Consider the following 17,703-nt stretch of genomic DNA (forward strand, 5'->3'; position numbering starts at 1 on the left):
CGATCCCAACTGGATCCCCATGGCAACGACAATCGAAAACTACTTCCAGCCCGGCTGGCGCGACCAGCAGCACACCTGCCCGGCCTGTGAATGGAAGGGCTGCTCGCGGGCCATGGTGATGGAGCTGGACGAGGACGCCACCGAATACGACTGCCCGGTCTGCGAGAACCCGCTGCTGGTGGTGCTGCATCCGGACATGGCACAGGTGCAGGCCGCCGCTGCCGAAGGCAATGCCGAAGCACGGGAGCAGCTGGACATCATCGCCAGCTTCCCCCGACCGGAGTGACGCGGCGCACGATGGCGGATCGACAGCAGCGGACTACGATGCAGGCAATCTCGCCGCTTCGGGAAACCCCATGCTCCGTTTGCTGTCGCGCTGTCTGCCGCTGCTGGCCCTTCTGATGATGAGCGGTTGCACTTCGCTGCCGGACAGCGCGCGTGGTCGCTTCGAAGCACGTGCGGTGAAGGTGGAGGGGCAGACGGCCTACTACCAGGTATTCATTCCCGCGGAGCTGCAGGCCCGCAGCTCCTCCGGGCAGACGCCCGCCGCCTCCAGTGTCCCGGTCATCCTGTTCCTGCACGGTTCGGGCGAGCGCGGCGCCGATGGCGTCAAGCAGACCCACGCCGGGCTGGGACCTTACCTGCGCGAGCATCCCGGCTTCCCCGCCTTGGTGGTGTTTCCCCAGGTACCGGGCAACGAGGAATGGAGCGGCCGCAACAACCACGTGGCAATGGCCGCGCTGGACGCCGCGATCGCCGAGTTCGGTGCCGACCCCGCGCGCCAGTACCTGACCGGCATGTCGATGGGCGGCTATGGCAGCTGGAACATCGCGCTGGACGACCCACGCCGCTTCGCGGCGATCGTGCCGGTATGCGGCGCGGTGCTGGCCCCACGCGCAGTGCGACCGACCCTGTTCGTCGAGCAGGTCGCGCAGGAGGCCGACCCGTACGCGACCATCGCGCAACGCCTGCGTCAGACGCCGATCTGGATCTTCCACGGCGCACTGGATGACGTGGTCCCACCGGACGACGACCGCAGGCTGCACGCGGCCTTCCAGGGCACCAACGCACGTGACGTGCGCTATACCGAGTACCCCGACGGTAACCACAACGCCTGGGATGCCACCTACGCCGACGCCGCGATGTGGGCGTGGTTGTTCGCGCAGAAGCGCTGAGCCACGACTTGCGCTAGGTGCTCACCAAGGTTGGAGCCTGGTTTCGGTAGGTGCCCACCAAGGCTGGAGCCTGATTTCGGTGGGTGCCAACCTTGGTTGGCACTATCTGTCCGCATCCATGCGCTCCGCCTTGGCACAGGAATCTTCGAGCTCCCACTCACACCATGCATGCGGGTACTCACCAAGCTGCGTTGCCAGCCCCGCCCTGATCGGATTCGCCATCACATACATTGCGTGCCGGAACAGCGATTCATCAGAACGGATCGCGTGATCGTGATAGCAGGACTGCCAGAAGCGCCCCACCCTGCCCAGTACCCGGTTTGCATGCACGGCCGTACGCGACTTGAAGCGCTTCATGACAACGTCGAGCGATGCCGCGCGCAGCTGCATCAACCAGTGAACGTGATCCGGCATGACCACGTAGGCGATCGAATGGGTCAGACCTTCCAGATCCAGACGCTGGAACTCCTGCATGGCGGTAGCCGCAACGGCGTCAGTGGCGAACAGAGCCGCCCGGCCATGAACGTTCGTCGTGAGGATGTAGCTCTGGCCGATACTGGAATGACGGTCCAGCAGGAGGCGGGTGCTGTTCATGCAGAAGAGCATGGACGGGCGCATGTTCCCTGAATATCGGGAAATCACCTTCGCCCGGGTAGGACAGTGCCAACCAAGGTTGGCACCCACCACTCCAGCAATGCCAACCTAGGTTGGCACCTGCCAGAGCGGGTGATCAGCCCAGCAGGGTTTCCAGCACGGCCATGCGCACGGCGACGCCGTTGGCGACCTGGCGCAGCACCCACGACTGCGGGCCGTCGGCCACCTCGTCGGTCACTTCCACGCCGCGGTTGATCGGGCCCGGGTGCAGCACCGCGGCATCCTTGCCGGCGCGGGCCAGGCGCTCGTTGGTCAGGCCGTACTGGGCGTGGTACTGCTCCAGCGACGGCACCAGGCCTTCTTCCATGCGCTCGCGCTGCAGGCGCAGCATCATCAGGGCGTCGACGCCTTCCAGCATCGCATCGAAATCATCGCCGACCACACAGCCCTTCAGGGTCTCGTCGTCCGGCAGCAGCGACTGCGGGCCGCAGACGCGGATCTCGCCTACGCCCAGCGTACGCAGCGCATGCAGGTCGGTGCGGGCCACGCGCGAGTGCTTCACATCTCCGACGATCACCACCTTCAACTTCGAGAAATCCGGGCCCTTGGCCTGGCGCAGGGTCAGCATGTCCAGCAAGCCCTGGGTCGGGTGCGAACTGCGGCCGTCGCCGGCGTTGATCAGCGCGGTGCCCTCGCCCGCCGCGTCGGCCAATGCGGCTACGGCACCGTCATCGGGGTGGCGCACGACGAAGCCGCGCACGCCCATCGCTTCCAGGTTGCGCAGCGTGTCGCAGGCGGTCTCACCCTTGCGGGTGGAGGAGGTCGAGGCGTCGAAATTCAGTACGTCCGCCCCCAGCCGCTGCGCGGCCAGCTGGAACGAACTGCGGGTACGCGTGGACGGTTCGAAGAACAGCGTGCACACCGCCGAACCGGCCAGCACGTGGCGCTTGTTGCCGACGCGGCCGACCGCGGCATCGCGGATCTGCCCGGCCCGGTCGAGCAGCTGCAGCAGGGTTTCGCGCGGCAGGCCCTCCAGGGTCAGCAGGTGGCGCAGGCGTCCGGAGGCATCGAGTTGCTGGGCGGTCATGGCGGTGTCGGGCAGTCAGGGAATGGGGGTGGCGTCGTCCGGCGACGACAGCCAGCGGTCGATGATCACCGCCGCAGCCACGGCATCGAGGGCGGCCGCATCGCGGCGGCGCTTGCGCCCTTCGGCGCGCTCGACGGCGAAGCGGCGGGCGGCCTCGACCGAGCTGGAACGCTCGTCGATCATCACCACCGGCAGCTTGAAACGTTCCCGCAGCTGGCGGGCGAAGCCCTGCGCGCGCTTGCGGTTGGGCTGGTCCTGGCCGTCCAGGGTCAGCGGGTCGCCGACCACCAGGCCATCGGGCTTCCATTCCTTGAGCAGGCGCTCGATCGCGGTCCAGTCCGGGCCGTTGCCGTGCACATCGACCACGGCCACCGCGCGCGCATGCGCGGCGAAGGCACTGCCGATAGCCACGCCGATCCGTCGCGAGCCGACATCGAACCCCAGAACGGTGCCGTCGCGGCGGATCGCCGGGGCAGGAGATATCGGTGCAGGCGCGGCCGGCTCAGACATGCCCGCTGTAATCCGTCAGCCGGAACAGGTCCACGCCGATACGCGCGGCCGCTCCCTGCCAGCGCTGCTCCAGCGGCAGCTGGAACACCAGTTCGGCGTCGGCCGGCACAGTCAGCCAACTGTTCTCGGACAGCTCGCTTTCCAGCTGCCCTGCGCCCCAACCGGCACAGCCGAGGGTAACCACGGCGTTGGCCGGGCCTTCGCCACGCGCCATCGCTTCGAGGATGTCGCGCGAGGTGGTCAGGTACAGTCCGTCGCCCACGGTCAAGCTCGAATCCCACGCCCTCGCGTCGTCATGGATGACGAAGCCGCGTTCCGGATGCACCGGACCACCGTTGAGCACCATGCGCGCCTGCAGGTCGCCATCACCGGTGGTGATGTCCATCTGTGCAAGCACTTCACCCAGCGTGTATTCGGACGGCTGGTTGACCAGCACGCCCATCGCCCCGTTCTCGTCGTGCTGGCAGATCAGCGCGACGCTGCGGGCAAAGGTCGCGTCGAGCAGCGACGGCAGCGCGACGAGCAGGTGATCGGCAAGGGAGGTCGGCGTTACAGGCATGGCCCCATTCTACCTGCTGGGGCCGATATGGTCGCGCGATGGGCGCGTGCAGCGATGGGCTAGGATGGTGCTTTGCCATGGAAGGTCATCGATGCAGCCCTCTTCGCCCCTGACCCTGCCGGCACGCAGCGCCATCGTCCTGATCGCCCTGCTGCAGGGCCTGATGCTGTACGCCGCGCAGGAGCTGTCCGATGCCTGGCCCTTCCGCGATATCGGCTGGCGCTACTGCTGGTACGCCTGGGTGCTGGCCATTCCCAGCGCGGTGGCGCTGAGCCTGGTCGAGCTGGGCCAGCGCCGCCTGTGGTTGCAGGCCGCGCTCGGCTCAGCGGTGGTGCTGGCGCTGGCCGCCTGGATCGGCTGGAACCTCAATGGCGAAACCGCACTGGAATCGAGCGCGTTGCAGTTCCCGCTGACCCTGGGCATGGCCGTGGCGGTGTTCGTGGCCCTGCCCTGGTGGCAGTTCCAGTTGCAGCACGGGCATTGGCGTGCCAGCTACCCCGAGTTGTTCGAACGCGCCTGGCAGAACGGTTTGACCCTGGTCCTCGCCGCACTGTTCACCGGGCTGACCTGGCTGCTGCTGTGGCTGTGGGCGGCGCTGTTCCAGCTGCTCGACGTGACCGTCTTCCGCGACCTGTTCCGGCAGGACGCGTTCATCGCCCTGGCCACCGGCAGCCTGGCCGGGTTCGGCGTGCTGATCGGGCGCACCCAGCAGCGCGCGATCCAGATCACCCGCCAGGTGCTGTTCGCGATCTGCCGCGGGCTGCTGCCGCTGCTGTCGTTCATCGCCGTATTGTTCGTGCTGAGCCTGCCGCTTACCGGGCTGGAGCCTTTGTGGAAGACCCGCTCGGCCGCCAGCCTGCTGCTGGTGCTGTCGCTGTTGCTGGTGACGTTCACCAATGCGGTCTACCAGCAGGGGGAAGACAGCGCCCCCTACCCCCTCCTGCTGCGCCGCCTTGTTGAAGCCAGCCTGCTGGCACTGCCGGTCTACACGGCGCTGGCGCTGTATGCACTGGGCCTGCGCGTGGTGCAGTACGGCTGGACCGTGGACCGGTTCTGGGCGGTGCTGATCGCGCTGGCCACGGCCGGCTATGCCGTGGGCTATGCACTGGCGGTGTTGCGCCGGCAGGGGCGCTGGCTGCAGACGCTGGAGCCGGTCAACCGCTGGATGTGCTGGGCAGTGCTGGCACTGGCATTGCTGGGCAACTCGCCGCTGCTGGACCCGGTGCGACTGACTTTGTCCAGCCAGCTGGCGCGCCTGCGTGCGGACCCGCCGGCAATCACCAGCAGTGACGTCAACGTGCTGCGCTTCGATCTTGGGCGCCGCGGCGTGCAGGCGCTGCGCGAGCTGCAGCGTGATCCGGCCATCACCGCCGATGCCAACGCGCCACAGGTGATCGCGGCAGCACTGGCACGCACGTCACGCTGGGACGACGGACAGCGCCTCGACAAGGGGCCGCAGGACGTCGCCGCCCTGCAGCGCGCGCTGAAGCTGGCCAAGGGATCCAGCTCGCCACCGGACGATTGGTGGCAGGCACTGGCCACACGTTCGATCAATGGCGAATCCTGCGCCCAGAGCGAGCGCGACTGCCTGATCGTCCATCGCGACCTGGACGGTGATGACACCGGCGACGTGCTGCTGTGCGAGCTGTACACCCACCGTGGACCGGACTGCGTGCTGTACGCACGTGGCAGGGATGCCCAGTGGCGCCGGGCCGGTTCGCTGTTCGGCACCGTCAGCGGCCAGGCCGAGGCGATCAACCAGGCCCTGCGTGATGGCGAACTCACTCTTGTGCCACCGCGCTGGCCGATGCTGTCCATCGGCGGGCGCCCTGCGCTGGCCATCGATCCCGAACCCGAATCCAACGAGTCTTCCCCATGAGCGGCTACTGCCTCATCGCCCCGGGCCATCCGGTGCACGACTACTACCACGCCAATGAATACGGCTTCCCGCAGCGTGACGAGCGCGAGCTGTTCGAGCGGCTGGTACTGGAGATCAACCAGGCCGGCCTGAGCTGGGAAACGATCCTGAAGAAGCGCGAGGGCTTCCGCGCAGCCTATGACGGCTTCGATGTGGACCGCGTGGCGTCCTATGCCGAGCAGGACATCGAACGTCTGCTGTCGGACGCGGGCATCATCCGCAACCGGCTGAAGGTACTGGCGGCGATCCACAACGCGCAGGTGATCCAGCAGCTGCGGGCCAGTCATGGCAGCTTCGCGGCGTGGCTGGATGCGCATCACCCGCGCAGCAAGACCGACTGGGTGAAGCTGTTCAAGAAGACCTTCCGCTTCACCGGTGGCGAGATCACCGGCGAGTTCCTGATGAGCCTGGGCTACCTGCCGGGCGCGCATGCCGAGGATTGCCCGGTGCACGCGCGGCTGCTGACGCTGTCGCCGCCGTGGTTGAAGGCCGCCGCCCGCTGATGGATATCCGCCAGGCATGGCCCGGCGCTACCACGCATGGGTTCCCGTAGTGCCGGCCGCTGGCTGGCAACCCCATTGAACGTCACACGCCCATGTAGCGGCCCGGGCGGTGGTTGAACATCAGCACCAGGCTGAGCACCACCGCGCCGATGGCCGAGTACAGCACCTTCGACGGCGACAGCACGAAGAACGCGGCCACCATCAGGCAGGCGTCGTAGGACATCTGCACCTTGCCTGCGCTCCAGCCACGGGTGCGCTGCAGGTACACCGCCAGGATGCCGATGCCGCCGAGGCTGGCACGGTGCCGGATGAAGAACAGGATGCCCAGGCCGGACAGCGCGCCACCGACGATCGCCGAGTACAGCGGATGGATGTGCGAGAAGTCGATCCAGCGCGGCAGCAGGTCGGTCAGCACGCCACAGGCGGTGACCGCCGCAAAGGTCTTCAGGGTGAATTCCCAGCCCATGCGCCGCACCGCCACCCAGTAGAACGGCAGGTTGACCAGCACGAACACCACGCCGAAGTTCCAGTCCAGCGCGTAATGCAGCAGGAAGGCCATGCCGGCCATGCCGCCGATCATCAGCCCACTCTTGGCGAAGATGGCCAGGCCCAGCGAGGCCACCATCGTGGCCAGCACCATGCCCTGCACATCCTCGGCGATAGAGTGGCGCAGCGCTTTTTCGTCGGCGGTGGTGCCGGCGCTGTCGGGCGGCGGGGTCAACGGACCGGCGGTGACCAGGTGGCCGTCAGCGTCGTCGCACGGCGCGGGGCCATGGGAGGGAAGGGACATGCGGATGGGGAACAGCAGGTGGGGAGCGGTATTAGACACGATCTGCATGACAGTTGCAGATGAAATCGTTCAGCCAGCCCCGCCCATTCAGGTTATTTCGGGACCACTGCAGGCAGCACTGCCAGCATGTCCTCTCCGTCGTCGTCCATCCCGGTCTCGACGAACCCAAAGCTGCCGTAGAAGGCGCCGGCCACCGGATTGCGCGGGTTGTAGCAGATCTCGATCTCGGCCAGACCGGGCGTGACCCGGATCTGCGCCAGCGCCAGTTCCAGCGCGCGTCGACCGATGCCTCGGCCCTGCCAGCGTTGATCGACCATGAAGCGCCAGATCGACACCCGCTGAGGCGTCTCCGGCACCCACATGAAGAACCCGACCCACTCGCCATCGGAACGGATGGCGCGGGTCTGGTAACCGGGATTGAAGGCTGCCTGCACCAGCGACCAGGTATTGCCGGCCACGAAATCCTGCTGCGCCTCGCTCACCTCGAGATCGCACACGGCTTCGTAGTTGTCGGCGGTGATCGCTTCCAGCGTGACCTGCATGCGGACGTCCTGCCTGAGGATGGACGCCCAGTCTGCCCGCCCTTGCATCCTGTGAGGCGAGGGTGCCGGCAACCGTTCAGCGCCGGGTTGCCCTCTCAGCCCCTGCCGGCCAGGTGGTGCGCCACCAGCGCGTTGGCGTGGCCATGGCCCAGCCCGTGCTCGCTCTTCAGGAAACTGACCAGTTCCATGTGCTTGAGCCCCTTTTTTTTCGACAACAGACCGAACCAGTGCGCCACCGGCTGCCCGTAGGTCTTCTCGATGGAGGGGAAATACGAGGCCGGGCCCTTGGGCTTTTCAGTGCTCATGCGGAAGCTCCTTGCATTGAATGTGCCGGTACGACGAACCGGGGAGCCGGAATTCGACAGGCCCGTTCAATCCGGGAGCCTTATCATCCGAGCATGCCCCGTGAAAACCTCAACGACCTGCAGGCCTTCGTGCACGTTGCCCGCGAGGGCAGCTTCACCAGGGCCGCCGCCCAGCTGGGCGTCTCCCAGTCCGCGCTCAGCCATGCCATGCGCGGACTGGAACAGCGCCTTGGCGTGCGCCTGCTGACCCGCACCACGCGCAGCGTGTCCACCACCGAAGCCGGCGCCCACCTGCTGGAAACGCTCGCCCCGCGCCTGGCCGAGATCGAGGACGGACTAGCCGCGCTGGCCGAATACCGCGAGCGCCCGGCCGGCACCATCCGCATCAATGCCACCGGCCATGCCGCCGAATACATCGCCTGGCCACGGCTGGCGCCGCTGCTGCAGCAGTATCCGGATCTGAAGGTCGAGCTGACCGCCGACTACGGGCTTGCCGACATCGTCGCCGAGCGCTACGACATCGGCATCCGCCTGGGGGAGCGGCTGGCCCGCGACATGATCGCCGTGCCGGTCAGCCCGCCGCTGCGCATGCGCGTGGTCGGTGCACCCAGCTATTTCCGCCAGCACGTGGTACCGCGGCACCCGGACGACCTGGCCGCGCACAACTGCGTGACCCTGCGGCTGCCCACCCACGGTGGGCTGATGCCGTGGGATTTCGGCCAGGACGGCAACGAACTGAGCGTACGCGTGAGCGGTCAGTGGATCTTCAACAGCATGGGCATGACCCGCGCCGCCGCGCTGGCGGGCAGCGGGCTGGCGTGGCTGCCGGAAGACCAGGTGCAGCCGATGTTGGACGATGGCCGATTGCAGTCGGTGCTGGACGACTGGTGCCCGCACTTCGATGGCTACTACGCGTATTACCCGTCGCGCCGCCACGTGACCGTGGCGATGCGCACGGTGCTTGATGCGCTGCGCGGGCCCATGGGGTGAGGGTCAAGGAGTGCGGACCAAAGGTCCGCACCCACCACCAACGGTCCGCACCCACCACGATCAGCCCTTGGCCTGGGCCGCGCGCTGCGCGTTGTAGCGCTCACCGACAATCGATACTTCGTCCAGTGCCTGCGCGATGCGCTGCAGTTCCTCCGGCGTCAGCTGCAGGTCGGCCGCGCCCAGGTTTTCTTCCAGGCGATGGATCTTCGTGGTGCCCGGAATCGGCACGATCCACGATGCCTGCGCCAGCAGCCAGGCCAGTGCCACCTGTGCCGGGGTCGCACCGCGTGCAGCGGCAATCGTGCTGATGCGATCCACAAGCGCCTGGTTGGCGCGACGCGCTTCCACTTCGAAACGCGGCACGGTGTTGCGGAAATCGTTGGCGTCGAAGGTGGTGTCGGCGTTGATCGCGCCGGTCAGGAAGCCACGGCCGAGCGGGCTGAACGGCACGAAGCCGATACCCAGCTCCTGCAGGGTCGGCAGCAGCTCGCGCTCCGGCTCGCGCCACCACAGCGAGTATTCACTCTGCACTGCAGCTACTGGCTGCACGACATGCGCGCGACGTACGGTAGCGGCGCTGGCTTCGGACAAGCCGAAGTGGCCGACCTTGCCCTCGGCGATCAGGTCGCGCACGGTGCCGGCCACATCCTCGATCGGCACGTTCGGGTCGACGCGGTGCTGGTAGAACAGGTCGATATGATCGGTACGCAGGCGCTTGAGACTGGCTTCGGCCACCGCGCGGATGTTCTCTGGACGGCTGTCCAGGCCGGTGTCGACGCGCGCATCCTTGAAGCCGAACTTGGTGGCGATCACCAGTTTATCGCGGTACGGCGCCAGCGCCTCACCGAGCAGGTCTTCATTGGTATACGGACCGTACACTTCGGCGGTATCGAAGAAGGTCACGCCGCGATCCACCGCAGCGTGCAGCAGGGCGATGCCCTGGCTGCGCTCGACCGGCTGGCCATAGCCGTGGCTCAGGCCCATGCATCCCAGGCCGAGGGCGGAGACCTTCAGGCCGCTGCGGCCGAGTTCACGTGTCTGCATCATCATGCTCCAGAGGGCGAGCACTGACGATACGCCTGCAGGGGCGCTGGATTGAACCGACTGGATGGCAGTCGGTCATGACTGGAATTCATCAATCGCCAACCCACCGGGTAGAGTCGACTGCACTTCCAACGGCCAGCAGAATCCCGCGCTGCGCGCGATAGTCGACTGACAGTCGACTCTACAGATCTGCGGGTCACCGGATCTCGGAGATCTCCACGCCATCCAACCCCTGCGACAGGGTGCGCGCATCGCCCCCCTGGCTGAGTTTGATGCGCAGCCGCACTTCGTTCTGCGAGTCGGCGTAGCGCAGCGCATCCTCGTAGCTGATCTCACCGGCCTGGTACAGCTCGAACAGGCTCTGGTCGAAGGTCTTCATGCCCAGCTGGACCGAATCCTTCATCACTTCCTTCAGCTTGTGGATCTCGCCGTCGCGGATGTAGTCCTGCACCAGCGGCGTGCCCAGCAGGATCTCCATCGCCACTTTGCGCGAACGGCCATCGGGCGATGGCACCAACTGCTGCGCGACCACGCCCTTGAGGTTCAGCGACAGATCCATCAGCAGCTGGTTGCGGCGGTCTTCCGGGAAGAAATTGATGATGCGGTCCATCGCCTGGTTGGCGTTGTTGGCGTGCAGGGTGCACAGCACCAGATGGCCGGTTTCGGCGAACGCGATGGCGTGGTCCATGCCTTCGCGGGTACGCACCTCGCCGATCATGATCACGTCCGGCGCCTGGCGCAGGGTGTTCTTCAGCGCGGCTTCCCAGCTGTCGGTATCGATTCCGACTTCACGCTGGGTGATGATGCAGCCTTCGTGCTTGTGCACGAACTCGATCGGGTCTTCGATGGTGATGATGTGGCCGGTCGAATTCTGGTTGCGGTAGCCGATCATCGCCGCCAGCGAAGTCGATTTACCGGTACCGGTAGCGCCGACAAACAGAATGATGCCGCGCTTGGTCATCGCCAGCGTCTTGATGATCGGCGGCAGGCTCAGTTCTTCTACGGTCGGGATGCGCGTCTCGATGCGACGCAGCACCATGCCGACCTGGTTGCGCTGGTAGAAGCAGCTGACACGGAAGCGGCCGACACCGGACAGGCCAATGGCGAAGTTGCATTCGTGGGTCTTCTCGAATTCCTCGCGCTGCGCCGGGGTCATCACGTTGAGGACCAGGTCGCGGCTCTGCTGCGGCGTGAGCGGGGTCTGCGTGATCGGCGAGATCTTGCCGTTGACCTTCATCGCCGGTGGCATGCCGGCAGTGATGAACAGGTCCGAGGCGCGCTGGTGCGCCATCAGCTTGAGGAACGAAGTGAAGTCGATGGTGGTCGCGGTGGTGTTCACGGCGGGCTCCCGGAAAGCGGTTAACCAGGTGACGGTCGGTGGAGGAAACAAAACGGAGCGGCCGCGCCATTGCGGGCCGCCCGTCGCTGCCCCGCCTTACTCGAACAGGCGCTTGTCCTTGGCGTACTCTCGGGCCTGGTTGCGGGTGATCAGGCTGCGCTTGACCAGGTCCTGCAGGTGCTGGTCCAGGGTCATCATGCCGTACTGCTGGCCGGTCTGGATGGCCGAATACATCTGCGCCACCTTGTCCTCGCGGATCAGGTTGCGGATGGCCGGGGTGCCGACCATGATTTCCCACGCTGCGGTACGACCGCCGCCGACCTTCTTCAGCAGCGCCTGCGAGATCACCGCACGCAGCGATTCGGACAGCATCGAGCGCACCATTGGCTTTTCGCCGGCCGGGAACACGTCGATGATGCGGTCGATGGTCTTGGCCGCCGAGCTGGTATGCAGGGTGCCGAACACCAGATGGCCGGTTTCGGCGGCGGTCAGCGCCAAGCGGATGGTTTCCAGGTCACGAAGTTCGCCCACCAGGATGATGTCCGGGTCTTCACGCAGCGCCGAGCGCAGCGCTTCGTTGAAGCCATGCGTGTCGCGGTGCACTTCGCGCTGGTTGATCAGGCACTTCTGCGAGGTGTGCACGAATTCGATCGGATCCTCGACGGTGAGGATGTGGCCGTATTCGTTCTTGTTGATGTAGTCGATCATCGCCGCCAGCGTGGTCGACTTGCCCGAGCCGGTCGGGCCGGTCACCAGGATCAGGCCCTGCGGCTGCTGGATCACTTCGCGGAACAACGGCGGACAGGCAAGGTCTTCCAGGGTCAGCACTTCGGACGGAATGGTACGGAATACCGCACCGGCGCCGCGGTTCTGGTTGAACGCGTTCACTCGGAAGCGCGCCAGCGACGGAATCTCGAAGGAGAAGTCCACTTCGAGGAATTCCTCGTAATCGCGGCGCTGCTTGTCGGACATGATGTCGTACACCAGCGCATGGACCTGCTTGTGGTCCAGGGCTGGAATGTTGATCCGGCGAACGTCGCCGTCCACGCGGATCATCGGCGGCAGGCCTGCGGACAGGTGCAGGTCGGACGCTTTGTTCTTTACGGAAAACGCCAGCAGTTCGGCGATATCCATGAGCGGCTACTCCCCAATAACGGCTTCGACTGGAAGGATCTTTCCCCGGGCGGCAGTATAGCCTCCTGAATCAACGGAACGCGTTACGTGGCCACTCCCCTGCCCCAGATCCTGAGCAACCTGCATGCCGCCGCCGAGGCCGCTGGCAGGCCCGAGCCACGCCTGCTGGCGGTGTCCAAGACCCAGCCGGCCGAGGCCGTGGCCGCGCTGGCCGCGCAGGGCCAGCACGCCTTCGGCGAGAACTACGTGCAGGAAGCACTGGCCAAGATGCAGGCGCTGCAGCACCTGGCGCTGGAATGGCACCTGATCGGCCACCTGCAGTCGAACAAGGCCGATGCGGTGGCCACGCATTTCGACTGGGTGCAGAGCGTGGACCGGCTCAAGCTGGTGACCGTACTGGCGCGCCATCGCCCTGCGGCGCGAGGCCCGCTGAACGTACTGATCCAGGTCAACATCGACGACGAATCCAGCAAGCACGGCTGTGCGCCGGAGCAGGCGGAGGAACTGGCCACCGCGATTGCCAGCGAACCCACCCTGCACCTGCGTGGCCTGATGGCGATTCCCGCGCCATGGCCCGAGGCCGAACGCCGCCGGGATGCGTTCGTGCGCATGCGCACACTTTTCCAGTCGCTTGCCGTCCAGCATCCGCAGGTCGATACGTTGTCGATGGGCATGAGCAGCGACTACGCCGAAGCCATCGCCGAAGGTGCCACCCTGGTGCGCATCGGTACCGCCCTGTTCGGCGCGCGCCCGCGCCCGACCTGATTTCCCAAGGAGATTTCCATGGCAGCTGAATCCATCACCTTCATCGGCGGCGGCAACATGGCACGCAGCCTGATCGCCGGCCTGGTCCGCCAGGGCGTACCCGCCGTACACATCCATGTGGCCGAACCGGTTGCAGCGCTGCGCGAGTCGCTGGCTGCCGACTTCGGCGTGCAGGTACACGACAACGCGGCCGATGCCGCCGCGCAGGGCAGCACCTGGCTGCTGGCGGTGAAGCCGCAGGTACTGCGCGAGGTCTGCCAGTCGCTGCAGTCGCTGGCCCAGGCGACCCGGCCGCTGGTGGTGTCGATTGCTGCCGGCATCACCAGTGCGCAGCTGGAACGCTGGCTGGGCGGCACGCTGCCGGTGGTACGCGCGATGCCCAACACGCCGGCCCTGCTCGGCGCCGGTGTAACCGGTCTGTATGCCACGCCTTCGGTGGATGCGCAGCAGCACGCACAGGCCGAGAAGGTGCTGGCCAGTGCAGGCCGCACCGTGTGGATCGACAGCGAAGCACTGATGGATTCGGTCACTGCCGTATCCGGCAGTGGCCCGGCCTATGTGTTCCTGCTGGCCGAAGCGATGGAAGCGGCCGGCATCGCCCAGGGCCTGCCGGCGGACGCGGCACGCACGCTGGTGGTGCAGACCCTGCTGGGTGCCTCGCGCATGCTCGATGAGGCCGGTGAAAGCCCGGCCGAACTGCGCCGTCGGGTGACCTCGCCCAACGGCACCACCCAGGCCGCGATCGAGAGCTTCCAGGCCGGTGGGTTCGAGGCGCTGGTGGGCAACGCGCTGCGAGCCGCGCAGGTGCGTGGGCAGGAGCTGTCTGCGGCGAATGATTGATCCCCTGGGGTCAGATCCCTTTGCCGAGGCAAAGGAATCTGACCCCATCTACCGCCCCAATGTGGTCAAGACGAAATCAACGAAGCATTGCAGCCGGGGGCGTGGCCTGCGGTCGGGCAGATAGATCAGGTGCATCGGCCGCGGCGCGGGAAGATGGTCGCGCAGCAGGGGTTTCAGGCGACCCGCGGCGATCTCGCTGGCCAGCAGTGCGGTCGGCTGCAACACCAACCCCGCCCCGGCCACGGCAGCTTCGCGCAACGCGAAACCATCATTGCAGGTCAGACGCGCTTCCCAGTCCACCTGTTCACCGCTGGCCAGCTGCCAGCCGTGGCCACCGCGCCATGCCAGGTGACTCAGGCAATCATGTTCCATCAGGTCCGCAGGCGTGCGCGGCGTCCCCCGCCGGCGCAGGTACGACGGCGACGCGCACAGGCTCATCGCATACGGTGGCAGCGGCCGCGCCACCACCTCCTGCGACGGCAGCGGCCCGACCCGGATCGCCACGTCGAAGCCGTCTTCGATCAGATCCACACGGCGGTTGCTCAGATCCAGTTCGATGTTCAACTGCGGCTGCGCGCGCAACAGCGTGGCCAGGTGTGGCGCCAGCACACAGCTGCCCCACGTGGTCGGCGCGCTGACCCGCAGCAGCCCGCGCGGCTGCACCTGCAGGCCGGCCACATCGGCCTCGGCCTGCTGCACCTGCTCCAGCACCTGCCGGCAACCCGCCAGATAGGCGCTGCCGGCTTCGGTCAACCGCTGGCGGCGGGTATTCCGCTGCAGCAGGGCCGTACCCAGATGCGCCTCCAGCTGCTGGATGTACTTGCCGACCATCACCGCCGAGACATGCAGCTGTTCGGCGGCGCCGGCAAAGCTGCCGCGCTCAGCGACGGCAACGAAGGCCTGCATGCAGCGAAGGGTATCCATTGCTAATCCAGAGTTAGGAATCAGCGAAGCATACGCCCCTTACCTAACCCACCTGTGAGGGCGCAGACTGCGCCCATCCCCTCGCAAGGAACGACCATGAAGATTCTCCTTGTCGGTGCCAGCGGCACCCTTGGCCAGGCGGTTGCCCGCCAGCTCGGACAGCAGCACGAGATCCTGCCCGCCGGTCGCCGCAGCGGCGAACTGCGCGTGGACCTGACTGACGACGCCAGCGTTGCCGAACTGTTCGCACGCACCGGCCCGGTGGATGCGGTCATTTCCACCACCGGCTCGGTGCACTTCGGCCCACTGAAGGCAATGACGCCAGCACAGTTCAACATCGGGCTGCAGGACAAGCTGCTGGGGCAGGTGCGGTTGGCACTGGCTGCCCAGCACCACCTCAAAGCAGGCGGCTCGATCACCCTGACCAGCGGCATCATCAGCGCGCAGCCGATCCGCGACGGCGTCAATGCCACCGCCGTGAACACGGCACTGGAAGGCTTCGTGCGCGCGGCCGCGCTGGAGCTGCTGCCACAAGGCCTGCGCATCAACGTGGTGAGCCCTAACGTGCTGATCGAATCGATGGCGGCGTACGGGCCCTACTTCCCGGGCTTTGAAGCGGTAAGCGCGCAACGCGCGGCGCTGGCCTTCCAGCGTGCAGTGGAAGGCATCCAGAGCGGCGAGACGATCACGGTCTGGTAGCAAAAGGGGACGGAGGGGATTAAGTCGTTTTCGTCCGCCGGGCATGGCCCGGCACTACCGGGAGCGCGTCCCCTATTTGTCGTTCACTCCCAGCGCATCGGGCCGTCGCCGCGTTCGCCGAGGATGTCTTCCGGGTTTGCCAGGCGACAGCGCTGCAGCGACAGGCAGCCGCAGCCAATGCAGCCGGTCAGTTCGTCGCGCAGCAGTTCCAGCATGTGGATGCGCTCCTCCAGTTCGGTGCGCCAGCGCGCGGACAGCTTGGCCCAATCCGCCTTGGTCGGCGCGCGACCCTCGGGCAGGCTTTCGAAGGCACGTCCGACGGCTTCCAGTGGCATGCCTACCCGCTGCGCCACGCGGATCACCGCCAGCCGTCGCAGCACGTCACGGCTGTAGCGACGCTGGTTGCCCGAGGTGCGCAGGCTGCTGATCAGCCCCTTGCGCTCGTAGAAATGCAGCGCGGAAACAGCCACGCCGCTGCGCTGGGAGACTTCGCCAACGCTCAGTTCCTGGGACACCATTGCTTGACCTCAACTGCAGTTGAGGTGTCATGCTGCTATCTTCGCCGGCTGTTGACAAGCGCGGCCCGCATCCGACCCGTATGACCCCCACGCTCGCCCCCGCCAACGCCGGTACACCGGCCGACACTTCGATCCTGTCCGCCCGCTACCGCGCCACCACCATCGGCATGGTCGCACTGGTCGCGCTGCACGCCTTCGAGGCCTTGGCGGTGGCGGCCGCCATGCCGACCGTGGCCGTGGCACTGGACGGCCTGCGCCTGTATGCGCTGGCCTTCGGTGGCACGCTGGCCACCAGCGTGATCGGCATGACCCTGGCAGGACGTTGGGCCGACCGCCATGGACCGGCACGCCCGCTGTGGTACGGCCTGGCGTGCTTCGTGCTGGGCCTGCTGCTCGCCGGCTTCGCAATGCGCATGGGCATGCTGGTGGCCGGACGCCTGATGCAGGGCCTGGGCGCGGGTGCGATATCGGTCTCGCTGTATGTGATGGTCGGACGCAGCTACCCCGAGCACCTGCGACCGAAGGTGTTCGCGGCCTTCTCCGCAGGCTGGGTGGTGCCATCGATGATCGGCCCGGCACTGAGTGGCCTGATCGTCCAGCACCTTGGCTGGCGCTGGGTGTTCCTGGCAGTACCGCTGCTGGCAGTGCCGGCCGCCCTGCTGCTGCGCCCGGCGTTGGCACGCATGCAGGCGTCCTCCAACGGCAACAGCGACAATGGAACCGGCAACGTGGTGCGCTGAGCCAGCGGTGCCTCGCTGGCCGCGTTGCTGCTGTACGTCGGTGGTCAGCAGCAGGGTGTGGCCGCGCTGCTCTGCATCGGCGTGGCGATGATGGCACTGCTGCTGTGCGTGCACCGCCTGTTGCCCGCCGGTACGCTGCTCCTGCACCGTGGGCTGCCCAGCGTGATCGCACTGCGTGGCATCGCCGCTGCGGCCTTCTTCGCCTGCGAGGCCTACCTGCCGCTGCTGCTGCAGCGTGAACGCGGGCTCTCGCCCAGTTGGGCAGGCGCCGTACTCAGCCTCGGTGCGCTGGGCTGGTTCGCCGGCTCATGGCTGCAGGGCCACCAGCGGCGCGGCTGGTCCCGCCAGCAATTGCTGCGTACAGGTACGGCCCTGATGACGGCCGGCATCACCGCCACGTTGGCCGTGCTGTTCAGCGCGGTGCCACTGTCCGTCTCACTGGTCGGCTGGGCGATGACCGGCTTCGGCATGGGCATGATCTACGCCAGCTTGTCCGTGCTGACCCTGTCGCTGTCGGCACCCCATGAACAGGGTGCCAATACCTCGGCACTGCAGCTGAGCGAAGCGCTGTCGGTGACCACCGCGCTGGCGGTATCCGGCGCGCTGTTCGCGCTGTTCGTGGAATCCGCACCCCGCACGGGCTATCTGCTGTGCCTGGCGATCACCTTCGGCCTGGCCGTACTGGCCACGGTGATCGCGCGACGGGTGTAGGCAGCCGCATTGGGGT

General features: G+C 66.7%; 20 protein-coding genes and 1 pseudogene. 9 read left to right on the top strand and 12 right to left on the bottom strand.

The window, feature by feature from the left end; all coding sequences use genetic code 11:
• The first annotated feature begins 19 nt into the window (after positions 1 to 19).
• Both D7Y61_RS13995 and D7Y61_RS14000 read left to right on the top strand, forming a co-directional pair.
• Positions 20 to 286 carry a hypothetical protein gene (locus D7Y61_RS13995; protein ID WP_180866887.1) on the top strand — a complete coding sequence of 89 codons (267 nt, stop codon included), beginning with the start codon at positions 20 to 22 and terminating at the stop codon, positions 284 to 286.
• 70 nt (positions 287 to 356) lie between these two features.
• Positions 357 to 1,175, top strand: coding sequence for a prolyl oligopeptidase family serine peptidase (locus D7Y61_RS14000; RefSeq protein ID WP_180866888.1), 819 nt, complete (start codon positions 357 to 359; stop codon positions 1,173 to 1,175).
• A 102-nt stretch (positions 1,176 to 1,277) separates the two neighbouring features.
• On the opposite strand, the gene D7Y61_RS14005 is transcribed toward D7Y61_RS14000, so the two are convergent.
• The 4 genes from D7Y61_RS14005 to D7Y61_RS14020 all read right to left on the bottom strand — a co-directional run bounded on the left by D7Y61_RS14005 (position 1,278) and on the right by D7Y61_RS14020 (position 3,925).
• Complete coding sequence (locus D7Y61_RS14005) at positions 1,278 to 1,769, bottom strand: REP-associated tyrosine transposase (protein ID WP_180866889.1); 492 nt, start codon at positions 1,767 to 1,769, stop codon at positions 1,278 to 1,280.
• Positions 1,770 to 1,905: 136 nt separating this feature from the next.
• Positions 1,906 to 2,856: an aspartate carbamoyltransferase catalytic subunit gene (locus D7Y61_RS14010; RefSeq protein WP_180866890.1), complete on the bottom strand. Its 951-nt coding sequence runs from the start codon at positions 2,854 to 2,856 to the stop codon at positions 1,906 to 1,908.
• Between the two features lie 15 nt (positions 2,857 to 2,871).
• The gene (ruvX, locus tag D7Y61_RS14015; protein WP_180851461.1) at positions 2,872 to 3,339 is read right to left on the bottom strand and encodes a Holliday junction resolvase RuvX; all 468 of its coding nucleotides are present in this window, start codon (positions 3,337 to 3,339) and stop codon (positions 2,872 to 2,874) included.
• Positions 3,340 to 3,358: 19 nt separating this feature from the next.
• Complete coding sequence (locus tag D7Y61_RS14020; RefSeq protein ID WP_180866891.1) at positions 3,359 to 3,925, bottom strand: YqgE/AlgH family protein; 567 nt, start codon at positions 3,923 to 3,925, stop codon at positions 3,359 to 3,361.
• Positions 3,926 to 4,016: 91 nt separating this feature from the next.
• On the opposite strand from D7Y61_RS14020, the gene D7Y61_RS14025 reads away from it, so the two are divergent.
• Entirely contained in the window at positions 4,017 to 5,804 is a 1,788-nt protein-coding gene (locus D7Y61_RS14025) for a DUF4153 domain-containing protein (RefSeq protein WP_180866892.1), read from the top strand.
• Entirely contained in the window at positions 5,801 to 6,346 is a 546-nt protein-coding gene (locus D7Y61_RS14030) for a DNA-3-methyladenine glycosylase I (protein WP_180866894.1), read from the top strand. Before D7Y61_RS14025 ends, D7Y61_RS14030 begins: the two co-directional genes overlap by 4 nt.
• An 82-nt stretch (positions 6,347 to 6,428) precedes the next feature.
• On the opposite strand, the gene D7Y61_RS14035 is transcribed toward D7Y61_RS14030, so the two are convergent.
• The 3 genes from D7Y61_RS14035 to D7Y61_RS14045 all read right to left on the bottom strand — a co-directional run bounded on the left by D7Y61_RS14035 (position 6,429) and on the right by D7Y61_RS14045 (position 7,983).
• Complete coding sequence (locus D7Y61_RS14035; protein WP_029379885.1) at positions 6,429 to 7,136, bottom strand: YitT family protein; 708 nt, start codon at positions 7,134 to 7,136, stop codon at positions 6,429 to 6,431.
• Positions 7,137 to 7,228: 92 nt separating this feature from the next.
• Positions 7,229 to 7,678, bottom strand: coding sequence for a GNAT family N-acetyltransferase (locus D7Y61_RS14040; protein ID WP_180866896.1), 450 nt, complete (start codon positions 7,676 to 7,678; stop codon positions 7,229 to 7,231).
• 95 nt (positions 7,679 to 7,773) lie between these two features.
• Positions 7,774 to 7,983: a DUF4287 domain-containing protein gene (locus D7Y61_RS14045; protein WP_180866897.1), complete on the bottom strand. Its 210-nt coding sequence runs from the start codon at positions 7,981 to 7,983 to the stop codon at positions 7,774 to 7,776.
• A 93-nt stretch (positions 7,984 to 8,076) separates the two neighbouring features.
• Here D7Y61_RS14045 and D7Y61_RS14050 point away from each other — a divergent pair, with 93 nt between their 5' ends.
• Positions 8,077 to 8,973 carry a LysR family transcriptional regulator gene (locus tag D7Y61_RS14050; protein ID WP_180866899.1) on the top strand — a complete coding sequence of 299 codons (897 nt, stop codon included), beginning with the start codon at positions 8,077 to 8,079 and terminating at the stop codon, positions 8,971 to 8,973.
• Positions 8,974 to 9,033: 60 nt separating this feature from the next.
• Here D7Y61_RS14050 and D7Y61_RS14055 read toward each other — a convergent pair whose 3' ends face one another.
• The 3 genes from D7Y61_RS14055 to D7Y61_RS14065 all read right to left on the bottom strand — a co-directional run bounded on the left by D7Y61_RS14055 (position 9,034) and on the right by D7Y61_RS14065 (position 12,490).
• The gene (locus D7Y61_RS14055) at positions 9,034 to 10,017 is read right to left on the bottom strand and encodes an aldo/keto reductase (RefSeq protein ID WP_180866901.1); all 984 of its coding nucleotides are present in this window, start codon (positions 10,015 to 10,017) and stop codon (positions 9,034 to 9,036) included.
• Positions 10,018 to 10,213: 196 nt separating this feature from the next.
• Positions 10,214 to 11,356, bottom strand: a complete 1,143-nt coding sequence (locus D7Y61_RS14060; RefSeq protein WP_180866903.1) for a PilT/PilU family type 4a pilus ATPase — start codon at positions 11,354 to 11,356, stop codon at positions 10,214 to 10,216.
• Positions 11,357 to 11,452: 96 nt separating this feature from the next.
• Positions 11,453 to 12,490, bottom strand: coding sequence for a type IV pilus twitching motility protein PilT (locus D7Y61_RS14065; RefSeq protein WP_004147099.1), 1,038 nt, complete (start codon positions 12,488 to 12,490; stop codon positions 11,453 to 11,455).
• An 87-nt stretch (positions 12,491 to 12,577) separates the two neighbouring features.
• Here D7Y61_RS14065 and D7Y61_RS14070 point away from each other — a divergent pair, with 87 nt between their 5' ends.
• Both D7Y61_RS14070 and proC read left to right on the top strand, forming a co-directional pair.
• Positions 12,578 to 13,255, top strand: a complete 678-nt coding sequence (locus tag D7Y61_RS14070; RefSeq protein WP_180866905.1) for a YggS family pyridoxal phosphate-dependent enzyme — start codon at positions 12,578 to 12,580, stop codon at positions 13,253 to 13,255.
• An 18-nt stretch (positions 13,256 to 13,273) separates the two neighbouring features.
• The gene (gene proC, locus D7Y61_RS14075; protein ID WP_180866907.1) at positions 13,274 to 14,095 is read left to right on the top strand and encodes a pyrroline-5-carboxylate reductase; all 822 of its coding nucleotides are present in this window, start codon (positions 13,274 to 13,276) and stop codon (positions 14,093 to 14,095) included.
• A gap of 48 nt (positions 14,096 to 14,143) precedes the next feature.
• On the opposite strand, the gene D7Y61_RS14080 is transcribed toward proC, so the two are convergent.
• The gene (locus D7Y61_RS14080) at positions 14,144 to 15,019 is read right to left on the bottom strand and encodes a LysR family transcriptional regulator (protein ID WP_180866909.1); all 876 of its coding nucleotides are present in this window, start codon (positions 15,017 to 15,019) and stop codon (positions 14,144 to 14,146) included.
• Positions 15,020 to 15,115: 96 nt separating this feature from the next.
• Here D7Y61_RS14080 and D7Y61_RS14085 point away from each other — a divergent pair, with 96 nt between their 5' ends.
• On the top strand, positions 15,116 to 15,718 hold the full coding sequence (locus tag D7Y61_RS14085; RefSeq protein WP_180866911.1) for a short chain dehydrogenase: 603 nt from the start codon (positions 15,116 to 15,118) through the stop codon (positions 15,716 to 15,718).
• An 83-nt stretch (positions 15,719 to 15,801) separates the two neighbouring features.
• Here the strand turns inward: D7Y61_RS14085 and soxR are convergent, their stop codons facing one another.
• Entirely contained in the window at positions 15,802 to 16,236 is a 435-nt protein-coding gene (soxR, locus tag D7Y61_RS14090; protein WP_134959333.1) for a redox-sensitive transcriptional activator SoxR, read from the bottom strand.
• Between the two features lie 29 nt (positions 16,237 to 16,265).
• On the opposite strand from soxR, the pseudogene D7Y61_RS14095 reads away from it, so the two are divergent.
• Positions 16,266 to 17,687 (top strand): annotated as a pseudogene (locus tag D7Y61_RS14095) (MFS transporter).
• Positions 17,688 to 17,703 lie beyond the last annotated feature (16 nt).

Origin of the sequence: Stenotrophomonas maltophilia (assembly GCF_013464485.1) — a bacterium.
In the GTDB taxonomy this organism is placed as follows: Bacteria; Pseudomonadota; Gammaproteobacteria; order Xanthomonadales; family Xanthomonadaceae; genus Stenotrophomonas; species Stenotrophomonas maltophilia_AW.